Genomic DNA, 20,936 nt, shown 5'->3' on the forward strand with positions numbered 1-20,936 from the left:
TTGCGCCGCAACCGGTTCAAGGTGAAATAGGGCTATGCGTCCACCGCTCCTCAATCCGCTGTTCGCCGGGGCCTCGGGCCTGAAAGGCATCGGCGAAAAGCTCGACAAGCTCCTCGCCCGGTTTCTCAGACCAGCCCAGGCAACGCCGGGGGCAACCACGCGGATCATTGACCTGCTGTTCCACCTGCCCTCGGGCCTCGTTGACCGCCGATTCCGGCCGCGCATCGCGGACCTGCCGCCCGAGGGCGTGGTGACGGTCGAGGCCACGGTCATCCGCCACCGGCCGCCACCGCCTGCGAACAAACGCGTTCCCTACCGGGTGGAGGTGTCCGACGGAACCGGAGTGCTGAGCCTGGTCTTCTTCCACGCCTATGCCGAGACGATCCGCCGCGCCCTGCCGGAAGGCGAAACACGCTTCATTTCCGGCAAGATCGACTGGTTCAACGGCGAGCCACAGGTGGCGCACCCGGACCACATCGTCTCGGGCGAAGAATTCGGCCGCATGCCGCTGATCGAGCCAGTCTATCCGCTGACCGAGGGCCTCTCGGCCAAGGTGCTCGCCAGGTCCATCGCACAGGCACTCGAGAAGCTTCCAGATCTTCCCGAATGGCAGGATCAGGCCTACCTGCAGCGCAACGGCTGGCCTTCATTCGGCGCAGCGCTTCACGCCATGCACCGGCCGGAAACACCCGCGGCGACAGGCCCCGATGCCACAGCACGGCGAAGGCTCGCCTATGACGAGCTGCTGGCGAACCAGCTCGCCCTGTCACTGGTGCGCGCCAGCATGAAGCGGGCACAGGGGCGCAGGCTTCCGGGCACTGGCGATCTCAGGGCAAAGCTCATCAGGGCCCTGCCCTATAGCCTCACCGCCGCGCAAGCCGGGGCGGTGGAGGAGATCCTGCGCGACATGGCCTCGGACGAGCGCATGCTGCGCCTGCTTCAGGGCGACGTCGGTTCCGGCAAGACGGTGGTTGCGCTGCTGGCGCTTGCCGCCGCCGTGGAGAGCGGGGCGCAAGGGGCCCTGATGGTGCCCACCGAGATCCTTGCCCGCCAGCACCACGCGACGCTCACAAAGCTCTGCGAGGCGGCGGGTATTCAGGTGACGCTCCTCACCGGGCGCGAAAAGGGCAAGCCACGGGAAGAGGTTCTGGCCCGCATCGCATCCGGCGAAGCCCAGCTCGTGGTCGGCACCCATGCGCTGTTCCAGGACGGCGTAACCTTCCGCGACCTGGGCCTCGTCGTCATCGACGAGCAGCACCGCTTCGGCGTGCACCAGCGGCTGGCGCTGCAGGCGAAGGCTGGCGGAGCAACCGATCTGCTGGTGATGACGGCCACGCCCATTCCACGCACGCTGGCCCTCACCGTCTATGGCGACATGGATGTCTCGAAGCTCACCGAGAAGCCGGCAGGCCGCCTGCCGGTCGACACGCGCGTCATCCCGATGTCGCGCATGGATGACGTGATCGAGGGACTGTCTCGCAGCATGGCGCAGGGAAACCGCGCCTATTGGGTCTGCCCGCTGGTCGAGGAGAGCGAGCAGGTGGACCTGGCGGCCGCGGAAGAACGGTTCCTGCAACTCGCCTCCCGCTTCAAGGGCAAGGCCGGCCTCGTCCACGGCCGCATGAAGGGGCCGGACAAGGACAGGGTCATGGCGGAATTCAAGGACGGCACACTGTCGCTCCTTGTCTCCACGACAGTGATCGAGGTCGGTGTCGATGTGCCCGAGGCCACCGTCATGGTGATCGAGAACGCAGAGCGATTCGGCCTCGCCCAGTTGCACCAGCTGCGCGGCCGGGTCGGCCGGGGAACGGGCAAATCCTCATGCCTGCTGTTATACCAGGAGCCGCTGGGCGAAACGGCCAAGGCGCGCCTCTCGATCATGCGCGAAACCGAGGACGGCTTCCGAATCGCCGAGGAAGACCTGAAACTCCGCGGCGCGGGCGAGATGCTCGGCACACGCCAATCCGGCCTGCCGATCTTCCGCATGGCCGATCTCTCGATCGACGGCGACCTGCTGGCCACCGCCCGCGATGACGCGCAACTCGTGCTCGCCAGGGACGCGAAGCTTCAAACCCCGCGCGGCGAAGCGCTGCGGTTGCTCCTCTATCTCTTCGAGCGGGACGAGGCGATCAGGCTTCTGGCCGCAGGCTAGCGGTTGCGGCTTCCTTCTCGGGGGGAAGCGGCCGGTCGGGGAATACGAGGCCCATCGAGATCACCAGCTTCAGCCCGTCCTCGACGCTGAGATCGATGATCTTCACGTCCGCCATATCGACGAAGAACACATATCCTGAGGTGGGGTTTGGCGTCGTCGATATGTAGACGGCATACATCATGCGCCCCGGCTCGAGGCCAATCTGTCCGCCATCGACCTCTCGCGAGACGAAGGCGATGGACCAGGCGCCGCGGCGCGGCCACTCGACAAGACACACGTGGCGGAAGGAGGCACCCTTCTGCGAGAACAGCGTCTCGAAGATCTGCTTGGACCCCTTGTAGATCGACCGCACCACGGGCATGGCGTAAAGCGTCTTGTCCCAGATGGCGATCATGGTCCGGCCCGCCAGATTGGCCGCCATGAAGCCGATCACCGTGATGGTGATCAGCGCGAAGATCAGCCCGAAACCTGGTACCTGGATCGGCAGGTAATTGTCCGGGTTGTAGGCCGCCGGAAGCAGCGGCTTCACCCAGGCGTCAAACATCGTCACGAACCAGTAGGTTGCCCATACGGTAATGGCGATCGGCGCGGTAATGACAAGGCCTGTAAAGAAATAGGCACGCAACCTGCCGAAGAATGATGCCTGCGACTTGACTTCGACGTCGACCGTCTTCACCTCAGTGTCTTGGCTGAAAGAATTGCGCATGCGCGAACGAATAGACATCAAGCGGCGCTCGACCGCAAGACGCCGCGGAACACGGACGTGAAATCGTTGCGGCGGCCCCTGCTCCTCGCGACCGGTTGGTTCTGCGTTGGACTGGGCGCCATCGGCATCGTGCTGCCGCTTGTGCCGACAACCCCTTTCCTGCTGGTCGCCCTGTGGGCCTTCTCGCGCTCATCGCCCGAGATCGCCGCGAAAATCCGAAACCACCCGATTGCCGGAACCTATGTGCGGGACTGGGAGGATGATGGCGTCATCCCCCTCGGCGCCAAGATCCTCGCCATCACCATGATGACAGCCATGCTCGGCTTCCTTCACTTCGGTTCCGGCTTGCCCGGCTGGGCAGTGCTCACCGCGGGCGCTGTGATGATCGTTGCAGGCGTCTACATTCTCTCACGCCCGAGCCGGCGGAGCGGTTAGCATCCGCATGACAGCGCGGCACGCTGCCCACGAACTGTCAGGCGAGTGCGTCCATTTTGTCAGCAGCCTCGGCAAGCAGATAGTAGAAGGTCACGCGATGCTTCATCTTGTCTGCTTTCATCTTCTCGCAAACAGCATTCATCGCCTCGTCGCATGCCACACCCTCGAGGCCCAGCATCTTCACTGCGAAGCCCTTCCTGATACGATCAAGCTCGGCGTCATCCGTGCAGGACACCAAGGACGCGTCCCGTGACTGCAGGGCGATCCCGCAATACTTGACGATCTTCTCAACCGCCTTCTCATCAACATTTGCCGTATACTTCGCAATATCAGCCGCATAATCCATCACGATATCTCCTGACCTTCTGATCTGAATGAACGGGCCAAAAACGCGCTACTATCCGCGCCGCGCCCGCCACGCGCGCTCAGATGTCAACTCGAAACGAAATACTTAAAATTGAGCATAATGCCAATTCTGAATAGGCCGTCAAGATGGCAGCTGCCCATTGGGGCAAGGATATCCACCAGGGATATGCCACCGCGCGCGAGTGCCCATTCCAATACCCCACCCCAGCCTCACGTCCGCTCAGCTCTTGGTGATGTCCCGTTCAGGGACCTGACCAGAGGGCGTCTTCAGTTCCTCGGAGAGGATCGAGCCCTCAGGCGGGTACTCAAGTTTTCCACTCATCTCGGATTTGTCGCGCCAGTCGAAGTCGGGGAAAGGCAGCTTCCCGTCACTGCGCCATTTCGCAACGGCCGATTCAGCTGACTTCACGAGAGACGGATCGCTCTTCTGATCGCTCGCCTGGTACTCGACCGATGAGGGGAATGCGAACTGTGCGCCTGCCTGCTCAATCAGCGTCATGATATGGAGGTTGATGTCCTCGAGTATCGCCAGGTATTCACTGTAATCAGATGTCAGAACATACCCATAGACTTCAATGTTCAGTGAGTATTCGCCGAACCCGATGAATCGCACCCTGGTGGGCTCCGGCGCGACCTTGGGATGGGCAATCAGCAGTTTCCGCAACTCCGCGATGACGTAGCGCAGCTGGTCCGGCGTCGTCTCGTAGCGCAGCTGCAGAACGGTCTTCAGCCGTATGCGGTCCCTGTGCGCGTAGTTCTCCAGCGTCATGTTGGAGAAGTCGGAATTTGGAATGATGATCATGGTTCTGTCGAGCGTTCGAATGCGCGTCGAGCGAAACCCGATATACTCAACCGTCCCGAGCTTGTCGCCGAAGCTGCAGAAGTCACCCACCGAAATCGGGCGGTCGGCATAGAGCGTGATGCCGGCGATGAAGTTCTGCAAGGTCGACTGGGCTGCCAGCGCAACGGCAAGACCACCAATGCCCAAACCAGCAATCACGCCCTGATAGGGCAGATCCATAATGTCTGCGAGCAGAAGAATGGCGCTGATGGTGACGGCGATCCTCAACAAGCCTGCAAAAAGGCTAATGAGCGTGCGGGCCTGCCCACTCAGGTTGGACGCTGAGCGGTACTTGTCAGCAATCACGTTGATCAGCTGAAAGAGAATGAGGGTGCCAGCGATGATCGTCAGCACCCAGCCTGCCGTCGTGGTGAACGAGCCTATGATGTCAGGAAGTCCGAAGACCCGCTGGACAAGGATCAGAGCAACGCCGGCCAGCAGCAGGGGCAAAGCCTTGTCGCGCACAAACAGACTGAGCCAACCCGCGTTTTCGTCCTTCTGCGCCTTTCGGAACCTGATCATCGACAAGACCCGGCCCGCGACCCAGGCGAGCAGGATGGAGCTGACGAGGCCCAGCCACTGCCAGGCTTCGAGTATGCCGTATGGCCGCAGCAAGCCAGGCGCACGGTCCTCGATTACATTCCTGATCTTGAAGTAGGGTTCCCTCTCGGCGATGCCGCCAATGAAACTGTCAACCGGCATATCCTGCACGGCTGAATAGAGATCTCTGATCTTCGAAACGGTGTCGGGTGAGAAGCGCCAGATGGCGCCACCCTCGATGTCCGTTCGCGATACCTCAACCCGTCCTGATGCGTGCTCGAAATGGACAAACGCGTCGGGATAATTCGGATCGTCCGGTATTTCCTGCCAGATGATATATCCGACCCGGTCAAGCACCCGCTGCAGATAACCTGCCAGAACATAGACCTCGCTGCTCTTCGAGACAGCGCTGATCCCGCTCAGGTCGAGAGCCTTCATTGCTGCGGCACGCACCTGAGGCACATTGGACCTGTAACCGAGAATGAAGTCCCGGAACACATCGCGCGGGCTCACCGGACCCTGCTCGCTTGGCTTGGCACGAGGCCTTGCAGCCTCAAGGGCTTCAAGATGCCGCTCCAGTTCCGCAGTGTCTTCCGGAACAATGAACCAATCATTGCCATGCTTCTCGAAGGACACAGTGACCTTGACGCCTGTTCCCGATTGCGAAAGCTCGGCTTCGGCGCTTGTCTGTGCCGGGTCACGAACCTCCGGGAGACTCCAGATGCGGAACGTCAGGCGATCGAGAACCCGATAGAACAGCTCCGTCTGGTTGACGATGTTCGTTTGCCCGCCGATTTCTTCACCGATCCAAAGCGCCCTGGCTGCCAGCCCCAACATGTCGACGGAACCCGTCTCCATGCTGTTCATGATGTTGAGGAATGATCTCATCGTGCTTTGGGGGGTCGACTGGTCCAGCAGCCGGTCCGCTTCTTCAAGAGACGCAGCGCGATTGCCTGTCCACCACTCCCCCGTTTCAAACCGGCCCGTGAAACTCCTGCCATCTTCCGATTGAACGAACAGGAAATCACCACCGCGTGCGCCTTCGATCCAGCGGCCCTCGAGTTGGCGCCCTTTCACGGTTGCAACGATCCGGCCGTTATAGAGGGGATAAGTTCCCGTCACCTGGTCGCCGGCCTGCTCAAGATAGAGCCGCGCGCCACCGCCTCTCCATCTGCTGTCCCATTCGCCCGTCCAATCGGATCTCTCCTCAGCCAGCGCCATCATCGGCGCGGCAAGCAGCATGCACACGCAGGCGATCAGGAATAACTTCATACGATTCATCTTGAACTCGTCCAATTGGGTCGTGGTGAGTTGAGCGCGTGAACGCAGCATCCGGAAAGCGACAGCCACTCCAGCGTGCAGGAAATCGTGAGAAGAATGAAACGATCGCTCGCCAGGCGGCATGGCGAATAGGCCGCCGTACCATGCCCGTCAATGCATGGAAGTGTTCATCACGCCGGGAAGCAGGCTGCGCAGCCAAACCAGCGGCGCACAAACAACCAAGCATTGTATGTCTTGGCTAACTTTTACTGCCCTTAACCGAACCAATGGCGCGGGCATGACAGGAGTTCCCCTCAGGAAGCGAGTTCCACCGTCTTCTTGGCCAGCACCTCCGCGGCGCGGTCGAAAGCACCGAACTGCCCAATCAGCGCCAGCCGGCCCCTGGCATCGGCCTCCGCTTCGGGGCACGCCAGATAACCCCCAAGCTTCGCGCGGCACGTCGCTCCCATCTCGGAGGAGAAATGCCACGTGTTTCCACCAGCATTGCATTCAAGAACATGAAGCCTGCCGGTCACTTGGTCCCGGACGATATCCACACCGAGACTCGGCACATCCGGAAGAGCACGATGCACGTCAACGGCAAGCTTCAGAACATCGTCATCGGCGCAGAGAGCAAAGCGCCGCTCCCCGCCCTGAGATGCAACGACTGCGCTTTCGATGATGTGATCGGGTGCATCGAGCGGCGGGCGCTGCTCGTTCAGCGTTTGCCGCCAGCAATAGAGCGGCTGATCAAACAGCATCTGCACGCGGTAGTGGCAAGGAAAGGGTCCGGTATCGACGAAGCGCTGCGCAATATAGTCCTGAGGGTGAAGGCGCAGCGGATGGGTAGCAGGCAGATCCAGATCACGGAGCAAGGATAGGCGCTGGCGCCTGAACAGGAAGATCCCCACACCTTTCGATGTCTTGTTGAGATCGCCCGGCTTCAGCAACACGAAGTCCCCGAAGATGGCCGGATCGAGCGGCATGCCGAAGGAAAACGGCAAGGCCGGCGGGGTCGAAATTCCATGCCTTCGGAACAGGGCCTGCTGCCTGAACTTGCCAATGGCCCCATTCCGGAGAACCGGACCGCGCATCACCTGCAGGTGAAACGTCTTCTGCAGAACGACCGTGAGGGTGGGAGACAGCCAGTGCTGCTCCGGCAAGAAGGCCTTGAGTAGCGCCGGCAGAGAAATGACCGTGATGGCTGGATTGAGCTGGCTGACCTTCTTCGCGATTTCTTTGAAGTCGCGCTCGTATGGCACGCCCCTGTGTCCCAGGATCAGGTTGCGGCGGACCATATGAGCAACACCTCTTTACTTGTAGCAATCGATTTCCACTTTGCCACAACGTTCAGGCATCAGTCACCCGCCGCCGACTTGGCCCGGTCCACCGGGTAGCGGTCATCCCATACCTTGGCGCGGGCTGCGGCTTCGATTCGCTCGTCCTCGCCGATGTTTGCTTCAATCTGCAAGGCGCGGTCGAATATCTCGGGGTTCTCCTCGGGCCGCGCTGATTCGCGCGCGAGGATGTACCACATCAGCGCACGCGTCCGGTCGGCGCGCACGATCTTGCCGTCCCAGTAGAGTTCGCCCAGATAGGCCTCCGCGGGCGGGTAGCGCTTGCGGGCGGACGCCATCAGCCACTTGAGGCCCAAGTCCGCTTTCTTCTTCAAGCCTTTTCCCGCTCCTCCACCAAGATTACGCACAAAATCCGCTCGGGTCGCACCGCGAACCTGACCATCCTAAAGGCAGAAGCCCTCGTATTGTCGCGGCCGGGCAAGCGGAGCGGCAGCTATGAGTATCCTCTTTATTTAGGTTGACACCGAGGAAGGTTCGCCAACCTTACGTCCCGACCAACAACCGGGGAGGCGTCACCAACTCTAGGCTTTCCACTTAGCAGAGCCCCCAGGCCACGACGAACAACCCAAAAAATGTGAACGCGATGTTGAACAGCATGTGCAGGAGAATTGGTAGTCGCAGTCCTCCACTGACTTCTCGCGCATACCCCAATACCAGCCCGAGCGGGAACCAGATGAAGAGCGAACTCAAGATGAGAACACGATCCTGGAAGGCCTCCAGCGGAAAAAATTCTCCGGTACGATTCACAAGGTGAGGATAAACAAAGACGATCGAAGACATCACGATACGCGACCAAGGTGTCCGGTTCTGGAGAACCTTGAAGATAACGCCGCGGATTTCCAATTCCTCGAAGATTGGGCCCAAGAATAGGGTTGGTGCCGCAGCTACAATCAAGCCGGCAAACGTAATCTGAGCGCTTCGCAAGATTGCGTCCTCATTGGCATCACCACACGGCGTGTCAAAGATGAGGAATTGCACTGATATGCCCAGTATCAGTAGAACAAACACAGCTGTGACAGCGTGCCATTCACCCCCTGCGATGCGTTTCGAAACGGTTGCCGATAAGACCTTCGTGAGAAGAAACAGCACCAAAAGGCACACGACGATCTTTATGGAAATGAATATCGAAAAGAAGAGGCTGTCTTCCGTCGCGACGCGCACCCATTCCTCGGCGCCTGCCTGAACAAGGTACGTGCTACCGAACCGCTCATAGTCCTGAACTCCATCCTGGTCTGTGGAGAACAGAAACCTCGTCAACTCAAATGCGGGCACCCCAATCAAGAGCACCAAAGGGAAGCACAGATAAAACCTGATGTCGAAAAGGGCTGAAGTAATGAACCCGAAAGCAGACCCACTACCGCCAAAACGCAACAGTGATAGCAATTTCATTACTGATTTATGGGGCATCTATGCTCAGCGAGATTTTCTGTTCTTCGCGAAACAGCCCAGCAGCATCGTTGTTTAGAAAAACAAAATTTACTCACAAAATAATGTTACCTAACGGCAAAAAATTGTCAAATCTTAATGTAAGATACCTTGAATTACCTCAGTCACCCGCCGCCGACTTGGCCCGGTCCACCGGGTAGCGGTCATCCCATACCTTGGCGCGGGCTGCGGCTTCGATTCGCTCGTCTTCGCCGATGTTTGCCTCAATCTGCAGGGCGCGGTCGAAGATCTCGGGGTTCTCCTCGGGCCGCGATGATTCGCGCGCAAGGATGTACCACATCAGCGCACGCGTCCGGTCGGCGCGCACGATCTTGCCGTCCCAGTAGAGTTCGCCCAGATAGGCCTCCGCGGGCGGGTAGCGCTTGCGGGCGGACGCCATCAGCCACTTGAGGCCCTGGTTCGGATTGCGCTTCACACCCTCACCCCTGATGCTCATGACGCCCAGCCAGAACTGCGCAGTGGGGTGGCCGTAGGCGGTCGCGATCTTGAGGTAGCTCCGGGCAGCGCCGGCCGGGTCCGGCTGGAGCCCGGCATTGACGGCCCCTGTGCGCTGGTAGTCCGCGATCCGCACCATCGCGTCAACCGTGATGCGCAGGCGGTTCTGGTCGTCTTCGTCAGGGTCGTAGTGCTCCGCGACGCGCGTATAATAGCTGTAAGCCATGGCATCATCGCGCGGAACGCCACGGCCCTGGCGGTACATGTGCCCCAGGTACCAGTCGGCCACCAGGTTGCCGTCGTCGGCGGCGTTGCGGAACAGCTTTACCGCGCGGTCATAGTTGCCATTCCTGTAGGCGCGCTTCGCCTTCTTGAGGTCGTCGGTCCAGAACGGAATCGAGATCTCGGGAAGCTTGATGTCGGGTTTGGCGGGCAGATAGGAATAAAACTCGGCAAGCGGACCACCGTCTTCGTCATCGGCGGCGGCGGCCGGAACCAGCAAGGCATAGATGGCGAAGATGGCCAGAACGGGCAGCAGGACGGGATCGAATCCGAACGCCGTCCAACGCCGCATGCCGCACGCCACCCGAAGGATCACGATCTGTCAGGCTCCCCGGAACAAACGCGCCGGTCCGTCAAACCGGCAAAGGCAGGGAAGGTGCATGACTGTCGACGCCATCATTGTTGTTCTCACGCGGTACAGCCCGCTGGCAATCACCGCTAGGGAGTAATTTGGGCGGATAAAAGGTTGGGATTCAGGCGGAATTGAGCGAACGCCACAAATCACCGCAATGTTGCATAAGAGCAACATAGAATAAGTCTAGACCGCCAGTCCGGCCCGCATCCCTTCATAGACCGCTTCCTCAGCCGTGCGGGGGCTCAGCGCGTCTCCCACCAGGTGATGGGCCACCCGCATGTCCTCCAGAACCTTCACCAGCGTGTCTTCCTGCCGATTCGGAGCGTTGACGACGAGGGTATCCACCTCCTCCATCGTCACCGCCTCCCGCGATGGCGTGTGGATGAAGAAGGCGGTGCGGCCGTCAGCGCCGTAGAGTCTCAGCCACGGAATGACCTCCACCCCCAGGCGATGCAGCCGGGCGACCGTCTCGAAACGAATATAGGTCTGGATGCTGGCGGCGGCGCAATGGTGGTTGACGGCAAGCCGGACATGCGCCCCCTCACCTGCCAGCTTCTCGGCGATGCCGCAGCCCGTCCAGTCGCCCATCCAGTCATAGACCACGACGCTGGCTCCTGCCGCTGCCCGGCCCGCCAGAATGTCCACCGCATGCACAAGTTGCCGGGCCTCCCCCTCGACGGGCGGCATGTGGGGCCGGGAGCCCGCCGCCAGGATGACCGCGTCCGGCCGTTCACGTTCAAGCAGCGCGCGCGTCACTTCGCTCCGGCGGTGGATGGTGACGCCATAGCGTTCGGCCTCCGCCGTCAGGTTGGTGATGATGCCGCCGAACTCCGCCCGCTTGGGCAGCAGCTGCGCCAGCCGCGCCTGACCGCCGGTCTGCGCCTCGCGTTCATGAAGGTGCACCTCATGCCCGCGTTCGGCGGCCACCGCCGCTGCCTTCAGCCCCGCCGGCCCCCCGCCCACCACGATAACCTTCCTGCGGATGCTGGCGCGGGGCTTGACCCCATACTGAAGCTCTCTCCCGGTTTCGGGGTATTGGATGCAGGAGATCGGCAGGCCGAGCTGGAAATGACCGATACAGGCCTGGTTGCAGCCGATGCAGGCGCGGATATCGTCCGCCCGGCCGGCACGCGCCTTGTTGGGCATCTCAGGGTCGGCGATCATGGCGCGGGTCATGCCGCACATGTCAGCAGCACCGGAGTCCAGCACCTGCTCGGCGATCTGCGGCTGGTTGATGCGGCCCGCAACGAACACGGGCTTTCCTGTCGCCTGCTTCACCCTCTGGGCAAAGGGCGCAACATAGCCATGGGCATTGGCCATGGAGGGCACGATATGGGCGGCACCAGACGCCGTAGCGGAGGTGCCCGCAATGACATTGAGATAGTCGAGGTCAGGCGCAAGGGCGCGGGCGATGGCAGCCGAATCATCCTCCACCAGCCCGTCCTCGTCGTGTTCGTCGCCCGACATGCGCATGCCGAGGATGAACTCCTGCGGCACCTGCGCGCGAATCGCGGCAATCGCCTCACGGGTGAAGCGCAGGCGGTTCTCGAAGCTGCCGCCAAATTCGTCCTGTCGGCTGTTGACCTTCGGATTCATGAACTGCGCGGGAAGATAGCCATGGCTCGCCACGATCTCGACGCCGTCTGCCCCTGCCTCCGCCATCCGCCGCGCTGCCTGGCCAAAGCCTGCAATGATCTCGCCGATGAGCGGAACAGGCATTTCACGCGGGATCACCTTGAAACGCTCGGAAGGGGCATGCGAGGGGGCGAAGGCAGGCTGCACCACACCGTCCGGCCTGCCCAGCAACTCGCGGCCCGGGTGGAAGAGCTGGACGAAAACCTTGGTTCCTTCCGCATGAATGGCATCAATCAGCCGCCTGAACGGCGCGATGCAGTCATCGGAGGTTCCCATCAACAGGGCTTCCGTGTAGCGCGCGGTCTCATGCACGCCGACGACCTGAATGACGATCAGCCCCGCCCCGCCCCGCGCCCTGGCGCGCTGATAGGCAATCAGCGCCTCGGACGGCAGGCCCTCCTCGGGCAGGTAGGTGTCATGCCCGGTGGAAAAGATGCGATTGCGGAATTCAGTCGACTTGATGCGGTAGGGTGAGAAAAGGTTTGGAAAAGCCATGATGCGGACAGTCTAGCGCCGCACGCTTGACCCCGTCGAGTCTCACATCGAGCGTTCCTCGTAGGCGATGAACCATTCGACCATCTCGGTCCACATGGCTTCGACCAGCGCCGGATCGACATTGTGGCCCCGCGCAAGAACCCGGACATGGTCGATCACCTGGCGCACGCGCGCCTCGTCGCGGGCGGGCAGGCCGTCGCGCCTCTTCACCTCGACCGCCCGCTCCACCCAGCGCTGCCGCTCGGCAAGGAACTTGATCAGGTTCTCGTCGATCCGGTCGATCTCCTTCCGGATGTCGCTCATGGTGAGGTGAGGGGCGTTTTTGCTCATGGCCCGCTCATGCCTTCAAACCGCCCCTTCGTCAATCGAGGGGCCGATCATCTTCTGGAGAGCGCGTTGTGAATGCCGCCGCGCGGGGCTGCGGTATAACAACCCAGGGTCTGCGCCCCTGCTCCTGGCGCGCAGTCCTGACCGTCACATCCGCCTCCCCAATGTGCAGCGCATGGGCGCCGTTGCGCCAGAGGTCGAAGCGATCGATGCGCAGCGCCACGCCGCGGCAAGCCCCCCGCAGCGGAAAATCGGCGATCAATATGGCCACCCCGGAGCAGTCGATTGGCTGGTCCTCGCTCCGGCTCACATATAGCACGGGCCTGCCCTTCACCACCGCGCGGCAGCGGTTCTCCTGGCAGTCCCAGCCCGCGCGGCGGGCGGCTTCGGACGGGCTTTCCTCCTCGCCATTGGCGGCGAGCCACTTTTCCACGCTGAAGCGGGCGCGCCGCGAATGGGCAGGAACCAGGAGGCCTTCAGGCGTCCGCAGAGCCACATTCTCTCCGGCCCGTGAGATGAGCAGGTCGGGCATGGCAGCAGGCTGAAGCGCCAGCACACCGCCAAACGCCAGCACGGGAAGACCCGCCCAGCGCGCAGGCCCGGCCAGCAGCGTGAGCCACACAAAGCCGGCAGCCGTCAGCACCATGGCGGCAGCCGAAGGACGCGCCATGATCGCGTCTGCCCCTGGCAAGGCTGCGATCCGATCCGAAATGAGGATCACCAGCGAGAGGCCTTCCGCCATCACATGGAGCGGCAGCCATTCGAGCCCGAGCGGCATCAGCAGGACGGAGCAGAGGGCTGCCGGCATCACCACCAGCCCGACCACCGGGATGGCAAGCCCGTTCGCCAGCACCCCATAGGGCGAGAGCCTTCCGAAATGATAGGCCGCAGGCAAGGAAGACCCAGCCCCGGCAACAAGTGAGGTGACCAGGCTCAGCGCGGCCGCCGTCATGCCCCAGACCACCAGGCGAATAGCCCAGTGACGTGGACGGGTGTCGTCTCGGCGGCGGGACGAGGCCCGGCGTGACCAGGCCTCGTAAAACGCGACGAGCCCCAGCACAGCCAGGAAGGACATCTGGAAACTGGCATCGACGGCGGCCTCCGGTTCCCGGAGAAGCACGATCAGCGCCGCGATGGCGAGATTGCGGGTGGACAGGGCGGGCCGGTCCACCATGACGGCAAAAAACACCACCGCCACCATGATGAAGGAGCGCTCCGTCGCCACGCCGGAATCGGCAAGCAAGAGATAGAACAGGCCCGTCACCACCGCCGCACCGGCAGCCCACTTCTTGATGGGCCAGGCGAGCGCCAGGGCCGGAACCAAAGCCAGCGCCGCGCGCACCGCCCAGAATACACCGCCCGCCGCCAGCCACATGTGGAGCCCGGAAATTGAAAGAATATGGAACAGGCCCGATACCAGCAGGCTGCGGTTGATCTCCGGCGGTATGGTGCTGCGCTCACCCGTGATGAGGGCTTCCGCGAATGAGGCGTAGGGCTCGTCAAGCACCGCATGGATGCGGGCGCCCATGAGCGCGCGGAGCCCCGAGAGCCGGGTGTCCAGCCAGTCTCCAAGTCCTGGCGACGCGCCCGTACTGGCGGGGGCCGAGGTGACGCGGCCCGTCGCGCCGATGCTTTCGAACCAGAGCTTGCGCCCATGGTCGAAGCCCCCGGGCATCACCGGCGCGGGAAGCGGGGCAAGCCTCGCCTTGAAGGCGATGACCGCACCGGGCTTAGGCCCTCCCCATTTCTCCGGCAGCGACAGGCGGATGCGGCGCGGCAACTTCTCGCTGGCAACACCCTCGATCGATTGGGGAGCGAGAATCAGGATGAGGCGGCTGGCCGTCGCGCGGTCCACGGCCATCACGCGGCCCGTGACGGCAACCTCGCCCGTGGTTGCCGCAAGAAGCGGCGTTGCGGCAATATCGGCGCGAAATTTCGCAAGGAAAAAGCCGAGGGCAACCGCCCCGGCCAGCAACAGGACGGGGGCCCGCCGCCCCAGCCAGAGGCAACATAGCGCCAGCGCAGCGAGGGCCGCCGCAAGTGCGGCAAGAGGCTCACCCGGCAAGGAGAAATACAGGCCCGATCCCACGGCAAGTGCGGCGGGGCACCAGAGCAGCAGGCGCCCCTCCTGTGCTGCCGCCACCTTGCCAAGGATGCGGGAAACCCCTGCCTGCGCCGCCACTGCCTGCAGCCCTTGCCGCGCGAGGACGCCAGCGGACATGCCACTCCCCTTAACAGGCCGCTCTTGCCTGTGCTAAGCGGCGCCAGGTCCAACGCAACCACCTTCCCTTAGGTCAGTCAATACGGAGAACGGCGCCATGTCATCGCCAGTCATCACGCGCTTTGCCCCGTCGCCAACGGGCTATCTCCACATCGGCGGTGGCCGCACGGCGCTCTTCAACTGGGCCTATGCCCGCCGCACCGGCGGAAAGATGCTGCTGCGGATCGAGGATACCGACCGTGAACGCTCCACTGCCGCGGCAATCGACGCCATCATTGAGGGCCTCACCTGGCTCGGCCTCGACTGGGCAGGAGAGCCCGTTTCGCAATTCGGCCGCGCAGCGCGCCACCGCGAAGTGGCGGAACTTCTCCTTGCCCAGGGCAAGGCCTACCGCTGCTTCTGCACGCCGCAGGAACTCGACGACATGCGGGCCAGGGCCGAGGCCGAGAAGCGCCCGATCCGCTATGATGGCACGTGGCGCGACCGCGACCCATCGGAGGCCCCCATCGGCCTGAAACCCGCCATCCGCTTCAAGGCGCCACAGGAGGGCGAGACGGTCGTCGAAGACGCCGTCCAGGGCCGCGTCGTCATTCCCAACAAGGATCTCGACGACCTCATCATCCTGAGGTCCGACGGCAATCCGACCTATAATCTCTCCGTCGTGGTCGACGACCACGACATGGGTGTCACCCACATCATTCGCGGCGTGGACCATCTCACCAACGCCGCCCGCCAGACGCAGATCTATATGGCCATGGGCTGGCGCGTGCCGCACATGAGCCATATCCCGCTGATCCACGGGCCGGACGGCGCCAAGCTCTCCAAGCGCCACGGGGCGCTCGGTGTGGAGGCCTACCGCGCCATGGGCTATCTGCCGGAGGCCATGCGCAACTATCTGGCGCGCCTCGGATGGAGCCACGGCGATGACGAGATTTTCTCGACGGACCAACTCGTGGAGTGGTTCAACCTCGAGTCGATCGGCAAGTCTGCCGCCCGCTTTGACTTCGCCAAGCTGGAGAACCTCAACGGGCACTACATCCGCCACACGCCGGACGACAGGCTGCTCACGCAGTTCATCGACTTCCTGCCCCATGCCGAGGGCGGCCCGGAGCTGAAGGCGAAGATAGACGAGAAGATGATGGCGAAGCTCCTGCGCGCCATGGCTGGCCTCAAGGAACGCGCCAAGACGCTCGTGGAGTTGATGAACGGCAGCCGTTTCCTGTTTGCAGCACGGCCTTTGCCGATGGACGAGAAGGCAGCACAGATCATCCGTGACGGTGGCCGCGAGGTGCTGGCGGGCGTTCTGGGCGTGCTTGAGCAGGTTGATAATTGGCTGGCGCAAGACATTGAAACGGCAGTTAAATCACATGCCGACTCATCCGGCCTGAAACTCGGCAAGGTGGCGCAGCCGCTGCGTGCGGCGCTGACGGGCACCTCAACCTCGCCCGGTATCTTCGACGTGCTCGAAGTGCTGGGCAAGGAGGAATCCCTTGCCCGCCTGCGCGACCAGTGCGCCTGACGGGACGCGTAACGTAACGGGGTGACCTGTCACATTCACGCAAGACTGCTGGTCCATGCTCACATGGTATGGCGGTCTAACGAAAGCATCAGGTCAGTGACATTGACCTTTTTATGTTGCGGTGCAATTGTTCCTGATCATATGCGCATGAATGGGAGCCCCCGATGGCTGACGATCCGAAAAAAGCGGTCCTGACGCTCGCCGGCAAGGCGGTCGACATGCCGGTGAAGTCCGGCACAATCGGCCCGGATGTGGTGGACATCACCAAGCTTTACGCACAGACGGGTGCCTTCACCTTCGACCCTGGCTTCACGTCGACAGCCTCCTGTGAGTCGAAGATCACCTATATCGACGGCGACGAGGGCGTGCTGCTCTACCGCGGCTACCCCATCGAGCAGCTGGCCGAGCACGGTGACTTCCTCGAATCCTGCTATCTGCTCTATTACGGCGAGCTTCCGACCCCCTCGCAGAGGAAGGACTTCGAGAAGAACATCACCTACCACACCATGGTGCACGAGCAGATGACCCGGTTCTACCAGGGCTTCCGCCGCGACGCGCACCCGATGGCGGTGATGGTTGCAGTGGTCGGCGCCATGTCGGCCTTCTACCACGACTCGACCGACATCAACGACCCGCGCCAGCGCGAGATCGCCTCGCACCGGATGATCGCCAAGCTGCCGACGATCGCCGCAATGGCCTATAAATATCACATTGGTCAACCATTCATCTACCCGCAGAACAACCTGTCCTATGCTGCGAACTTCCTGCGCATGTGCTTTGCGGTCCCTTGCGAAGAGTACGTGGCGAACCCGATCCTGGCGCGCGCCATGGACCGGATCTTCATTCTCCACGCCGACCATGAGCAGAACGCCTCGACCTCGACGGTGCGGCTTGCAGGCTCCTCGGGTGCAAATCCCTTCGCCTGCATCGCGGCGGGCATCGCCTGCCTGTGGGGGCCAGCACACGGCGGCGCCAATGAGGCTGCGCTTCAGATGCTGACGGAGATTGGCGATCCGTCCAAGGTGCCGGACTTCATCGCCAAGGTGAAGGACAAGACCTCGCACATCCGTCTCATGGGCTTCGGCCACCGGGTCTACAAGAACTACGATCCGCGCGCCAAGATCATGCAGAAGACGGCGCACGAAGTCCTCGGCGAACTCGGTATCAAGGACGACCCCCTGCTGGAAGTCGCCCGCGAACTCGAGAAAGCGGCCCTGTCGGACCAGTACTTCATCGAGCGCAAGCTCTACCCGAACGTTGATTTCTACTCAGGCATCATCCTGAGGGCGCTCGGCTTCCCGACCTCGATGTTCACCGTCCTCTTCGCGCTGGCGCGTACCGTGGGCTGGATCTCGCAGTGGAAGGAGATGATCGAGGACCCCGGCCAGAAGATCGGCCGCCCCCGCCAGCTCTACACGGGCTCACCGCGCCGCGACTACATGCCGATGACCCAGCGCGGAAAGTAACGGCGATCCTGCTCTCCTTCCCCCTCGGGGGAAGGAGCATTAAGAAAAGCCGGGCAGGATCACCACCACTTTTTGGCCGTGTACCCACCCGCTGCCTGCTCGATCGCGGCAGCGGTCTGGAACAGGGTTTCCTCGCCGAATGGTTTACCGATGAGCTGGAGGCCGAGCGGCAGGCCGTCGGATGACAGCCCGGCCGGAACCGCAATGCCAGGCAGGCCCGCCATGTTGACGGTGACGGTGAAGATGTCGTTCAGGTACATCTGCACCGGATCGGTGATCTCTCCGGGCGCGAAGGCGGGGCTTGGCGTTGCGGGGGTCAGCACCACGTCCACCTTGTTCCAGGCCTCGTCGAAGTCGCGCTTGATCAGTGTGCGGACCTTCTGGGCGCGGACGTAGTAGGCGTCGTAGTAGCCAGCCGACAGCACATAGGTGCCGATCAGGATGCGGCGCTGCACCTCGCGGCCGAAGCCCGCGGCGCGGGACTTCTCGTACATGTCGACGATATCGTCGCCGGGCACGCGGAGGCCGTAGCGCACGCCGTCATAGCGGGCGAGGTTGGAAGAGGCTTCCGCCGGGGCGACGATATAATAGGCGGGAAGCGCATATTTTGTGTGGGGGAGCGAGATGTCGACGATCTCTGCCCCTTGGGCCTTCAGCCATTCGGCACCCTTCTGCCAGAGGGCGTCGATCTCGGCGGGCATGCCGTCAACACGGTATTCCTTGGGGATGCCGACGCGGAGGCCCTTGATGGGGCGGCCGATGGCGGATTCATAATCGGGCACGGGAAGGTCGACGGAGGTCGTGTCCTTCGGGTCAACGCTCGCCATGGATTTCAGCATGATGGCGGTATCGCGCACATCACGCGCGATGGGGCCTGCCTGGTCCAGCGAGGAGGCAAAGGCGACGATGCCCCAGCGCGAGCAGCGGCCATAGGTGGGCTTGATGCCGACCGTGCCAGTGAAGGCGGCGGGCTGGCGGATGGAGCCGCCGGTGTCGGTCGCGGTTGCGGCAGCGCAAATATGTGCGGCAACCGCCGCGGCGGAACCGCCCGATGAGCCGCCAGGCACAAGGGCCGCGTTGGAGCCGTTGCGCTTCCACGGGTTGATGACGTTGCCGTAGTAGCTCGTCTCGTTGGAGGAGCCCATGGCGAACTCGTCCATGTTGAGTTTGCCCAGCATCACCGCGCCATCGCGCCAGAGATTGGCGGAGACGGTTGATTCATACTGCGGCTTGAAGCCATCCAGCACATGGCTGCAGGCCTGGGTGTGGACACCCTCGGTGGCGAAAAGATCCTTGATGCCCAGCGGAATGCCCTCGAGCGCACCACCCTGCCCTGCGGCCAGCCGCGCGTCAGAGGCTTTCGCCATCTCGCGGGCCTTCTCCGGGGTCTCGACGATATAGGCATTGAGCACGCGCGCCTTTTCCATGGCGGCGAGATAGGCATCCGTCAGGTCGACGGCGGAGAACTGCTTTTTCTTGAGGCCCTCGCGGGCGGCGGCGATGGTGAGCGACGTCAGGTCTGTCATGTCAGTCACTCCACCACCTTGGGTACCATGAAGAACGAGTCGTCCTGGGCCGGTGCATTGGCGGTGATCTTCTGGGGGTAATGGCCGTCCGTCACCTCGTCCTTGCGCATCTTCATCTTCATGGTGACGACGGAAGTGAGCGGCTCCACATTGTCGACGTTCACCTCGTTCAGCTGCTCGATGAAGCCGAGGATGGCGTTGAGCTCGCCCGCAAGCCGCGGCACGTCCTCCTCGTTCACCTTGAGGCGCGCCAGCCGCGCCACCCGCTTCACGGTTTTCTGATCGACGGACATCCGGGATTCCATTGCTTGAAATGATCGAGGTGGCCGAATAGCACCCGCCCCGCCCACCTGCAACTTGGCTTTCCGGCGGATGTCCTTCCCTCTTGTCAGGAATATTCCCCCTCGCCCCCACGCAAGTGGGGGAAAGGGAGGGGTGAGGGGGTGGTGCAGCTTGCGGGGTGCCTGGAATAGCGGACTCGCGGAGGCACCCCCTCACCCTGCCCTCTCCCCCTGCGGGGGCGAGGGGGGAAGGTTAGCCGACTTGCAGCTTTGCTTTCTGATGGCCCTTCGCATCGAAATTGCCGGGCTTCAGCCAGGCCTCGAAGCCCGCCCGCACCCGGTGCCAGTCCTTGTCCAGCATGGCGTACCAGGCGGTGTCGCGGTTGCGGTCCTTGACGATCATGTGCTGGCGGAAGATGCCCTCGAAAGTGAAGCCGAAGCGTTCGGCTGCCTTGCGGGAGGGTGCGTTCAGCGCGTCGCATTTCCATTCGAGGCGGCGGACGCCTAAGTCATCGAAGCAGTGGCGGATCATCAGGAAGATGGCCTCCGTCGCCTCGCGCGACTTCTGCAGGCCGGGTGACATCCAGATATGGCCGATCTCGATCACGCCATTGGGCGCGTCGCAGCGCATGAAGGCACCCATGCCGCAGGCCTTACCCGTGTCGCGGCGGATGAAGGCATAGAACCACGGGTCACGCGCGGCCTCGCGATCCCGCGCCCAGGCCTCGAACTGCTCGAAGGACTCCCAGGGTCCGTAGCCGAGGTAAGTCCAGACATGGCCGTGCGGGTCGTGGCCGGTGAAGGAGTCGTAGAGGTCACGCGCGTGGGTTTCCGCCGAAACGGGCTCGAGCATCACCCACAACCCGTGGAGCGGGCGCATGTCGGGCTTCGAGCCAGGCGGCTTCGGGTCCACGATGGGGCCGGCCGAATGGCCGTGATGGGTGATCTTCATGAACGGACTCCTGACCTCGACATGATGCGCCGGGTGGTGCGGGGATAGCAAGTTGGCGGTTTGCGGGGCGCTGGCAATAGGCTAGACGGCTGCAACGTGTTCCCTTCTCCCGTCGCGGCGCGATGGGAGAAGGTGGCCGGCAGGCCGGATGAGGGCTTCTTTCAGGCGGCAGGATACGCGGAGAGAGGCCCTCATCCGCCCTTCGGGCACCTTCTCCCATTGCGTGCCGCAACGGGAGAAGGGACTGAAGGGAGCCAGATGGCCGCTACCGACATCTCACTGCGTGACGCACTCGCCGCCATTCCCGCCGACAGGCGGTTGATGGGGCTCGACCTCGG

At 62.7% G+C, this 20,936-nt stretch carries 18 protein-coding genes; 5 read left to right on the plus strand and 13 right to left on the minus strand.

What is annotated here, in order from left to right; genetic code table 11:
* Positions 1-34: 34 nt before the first annotated feature.
* The gene (gene recG, locus ACILRA_RS01365) at positions 35-2,152 is read left to right on the plus strand and encodes an ATP-dependent DNA helicase RecG (protein ID WP_395660296.1); all 2,118 of its coding nucleotides are present in this window, start codon (positions 35-37) and stop codon (positions 2,150-2,152) included.
* On the opposite strand, the gene ACILRA_RS01370 is transcribed toward recG, so the two are convergent.
* A complete protein-coding gene (locus ACILRA_RS01370; RefSeq protein ID WP_395660297.1) occupies positions 2,130-2,828 on the minus strand; it encodes a DUF502 domain-containing protein in 699 nt (232 codons plus the stop codon). The two genes, recG and ACILRA_RS01370, sit on opposite strands and share 23 nt — an antisense overlap.
* 87 nt (positions 2,829-2,915) lie before the next feature.
* Between ACILRA_RS01370 and ACILRA_RS01375 the strand changes: the two genes are divergently transcribed.
* Positions 2,916-3,293 (plus strand): YbaN family protein, encoded by a 378-nt coding sequence (locus tag ACILRA_RS01375; protein ID WP_395660298.1) that lies wholly within the window; start codon positions 2,916-2,918, stop codon positions 3,291-3,293.
* A 37-nt stretch (positions 3,294-3,330) separates the two neighbouring features.
* On the opposite strand, the gene ACILRA_RS01380 is transcribed toward ACILRA_RS01375, so the two are convergent.
* From ACILRA_RS01380 to ACILRA_RS01420, 9 genes are all read right to left on the minus strand, one after another.
* On the minus strand, positions 3,331-3,639 hold the full coding sequence (locus ACILRA_RS01380; protein ID WP_395660299.1) for a DUF2853 family protein: 309 nt from the start codon (positions 3,637-3,639) through the stop codon (positions 3,331-3,333).
* Positions 3,640-3,879: 240 nt separating this feature from the next.
* Positions 3,880-6,312 carry a mechanosensitive ion channel family protein gene (locus ACILRA_RS01385; RefSeq protein WP_395660300.1) on the minus strand — a complete coding sequence of 811 codons (2,433 nt, stop codon included), beginning with the start codon at positions 6,310-6,312 and terminating at the stop codon, positions 3,880-3,882.
* A 302-nt stretch (positions 6,313-6,614) separates the two neighbouring features.
* On the minus strand, positions 6,615-7,598 hold the full coding sequence (locus ACILRA_RS01390; protein WP_395660301.1) for a hypothetical protein: 984 nt from the start codon (positions 7,596-7,598) through the stop codon (positions 6,615-6,617).
* A gap of 59 nt (positions 7,599-7,657) precedes the next feature.
* Positions 7,658-7,972 (minus strand): hypothetical protein, encoded by a 315-nt coding sequence (locus ACILRA_RS01395; protein ID WP_395660302.1) that lies wholly within the window; start codon positions 7,970-7,972, stop codon positions 7,658-7,660.
* 220 nt (positions 7,973-8,192) lie between these two features.
* Complete coding sequence (locus ACILRA_RS01400) at positions 8,193-9,047, minus strand: lysostaphin resistance A-like protein (RefSeq protein WP_395660303.1); 855 nt, start codon at positions 9,045-9,047, stop codon at positions 8,193-8,195.
* 157 nt (positions 9,048-9,204) lie between these two features.
* Positions 9,205-10,113, minus strand: a complete 909-nt coding sequence (locus ACILRA_RS01405) for a tetratricopeptide repeat protein (RefSeq protein ID WP_395660304.1) — start codon at positions 10,111-10,113, stop codon at positions 9,205-9,207.
* A 246-nt stretch (positions 10,114-10,359) separates the two neighbouring features.
* Positions 10,360-12,306: an FAD-dependent oxidoreductase gene (locus ACILRA_RS01410; RefSeq protein ID WP_395660305.1), complete on the minus strand. Its 1,947-nt coding sequence runs from the start codon at positions 12,304-12,306 to the stop codon at positions 10,360-10,362.
* A 42-nt stretch (positions 12,307-12,348) separates the two neighbouring features.
* A complete protein-coding gene (locus ACILRA_RS01415; RefSeq protein ID WP_395660306.1) occupies positions 12,349-12,636 on the minus strand; it encodes a chorismate mutase in 288 nt (95 codons plus the stop codon).
* A 31-nt stretch (positions 12,637-12,667) separates the two neighbouring features.
* Entirely contained in the window at positions 12,668-14,854 is a 2,187-nt protein-coding gene (locus ACILRA_RS01420) for a ComEC/Rec2 family competence protein (RefSeq protein ID WP_395660307.1), read from the minus strand.
* 97 nt (positions 14,855-14,951) lie between these two features.
* Between ACILRA_RS01420 and gltX the strand changes: the two genes are divergently transcribed.
* Both gltX and gltA read left to right on the plus strand, forming a co-directional pair.
* Positions 14,952-16,373: a glutamate--tRNA ligase gene (gltX, locus tag ACILRA_RS01425; protein ID WP_395660308.1), complete on the plus strand. Its 1,422-nt coding sequence runs from the start codon at positions 14,952-14,954 to the stop codon at positions 16,371-16,373.
* A 164-nt stretch (positions 16,374-16,537) separates the two neighbouring features.
* On the plus strand, positions 16,538-17,839 hold the full coding sequence (gene gltA, locus ACILRA_RS01430; RefSeq protein WP_395660309.1) for a citrate synthase: 1,302 nt from the start codon (positions 16,538-16,540) through the stop codon (positions 17,837-17,839).
* Between the two features lie 59 nt (positions 17,840-17,898).
* On the opposite strand, the gene gatA is transcribed toward gltA, so the two are convergent.
* From gatA to ACILRA_RS01445, 3 genes are all read right to left on the minus strand, one after another.
* Positions 17,899-19,365, minus strand: coding sequence for an Asp-tRNA(Asn)/Glu-tRNA(Gln) amidotransferase subunit GatA (gene gatA / locus ACILRA_RS01435; protein ID WP_395660310.1), 1,467 nt, complete (start codon positions 19,363-19,365; stop codon positions 17,899-17,901).
* A gap of 5 nt (positions 19,366-19,370) precedes the next feature.
* Positions 19,371-19,658 carry an Asp-tRNA(Asn)/Glu-tRNA(Gln) amidotransferase subunit GatC gene (gene gatC / locus ACILRA_RS01440; protein WP_395660311.1) on the minus strand — a complete coding sequence of 96 codons (288 nt, stop codon included), beginning with the start codon at positions 19,656-19,658 and terminating at the stop codon, positions 19,371-19,373.
* Positions 19,659-19,899: 241 nt separating this feature from the next.
* The gene (locus ACILRA_RS01445; RefSeq protein WP_395660312.1) at positions 19,900-20,598 is read right to left on the minus strand and encodes a GNAT family N-acetyltransferase; all 699 of its coding nucleotides are present in this window, start codon (positions 20,596-20,598) and stop codon (positions 19,900-19,902) included.
* A 96-nt stretch (positions 20,599-20,694) separates the two neighbouring features.
* Between ACILRA_RS01445 and ACILRA_RS01450 the strand changes: the two genes are divergently transcribed.
* The coding region (locus ACILRA_RS01450) for a hypothetical protein (protein WP_395660313.1) at positions 20,695-20,936 on the plus strand (242 nt) is incomplete at its 3' end.

Source organism: Aestuariivirga sp. (genome assembly GCF_044239095.1).
GTDB lineage: Bacteria > Pseudomonadota > Alphaproteobacteria > Rhizobiales > Aestuariivirgaceae > Aestuariivirga.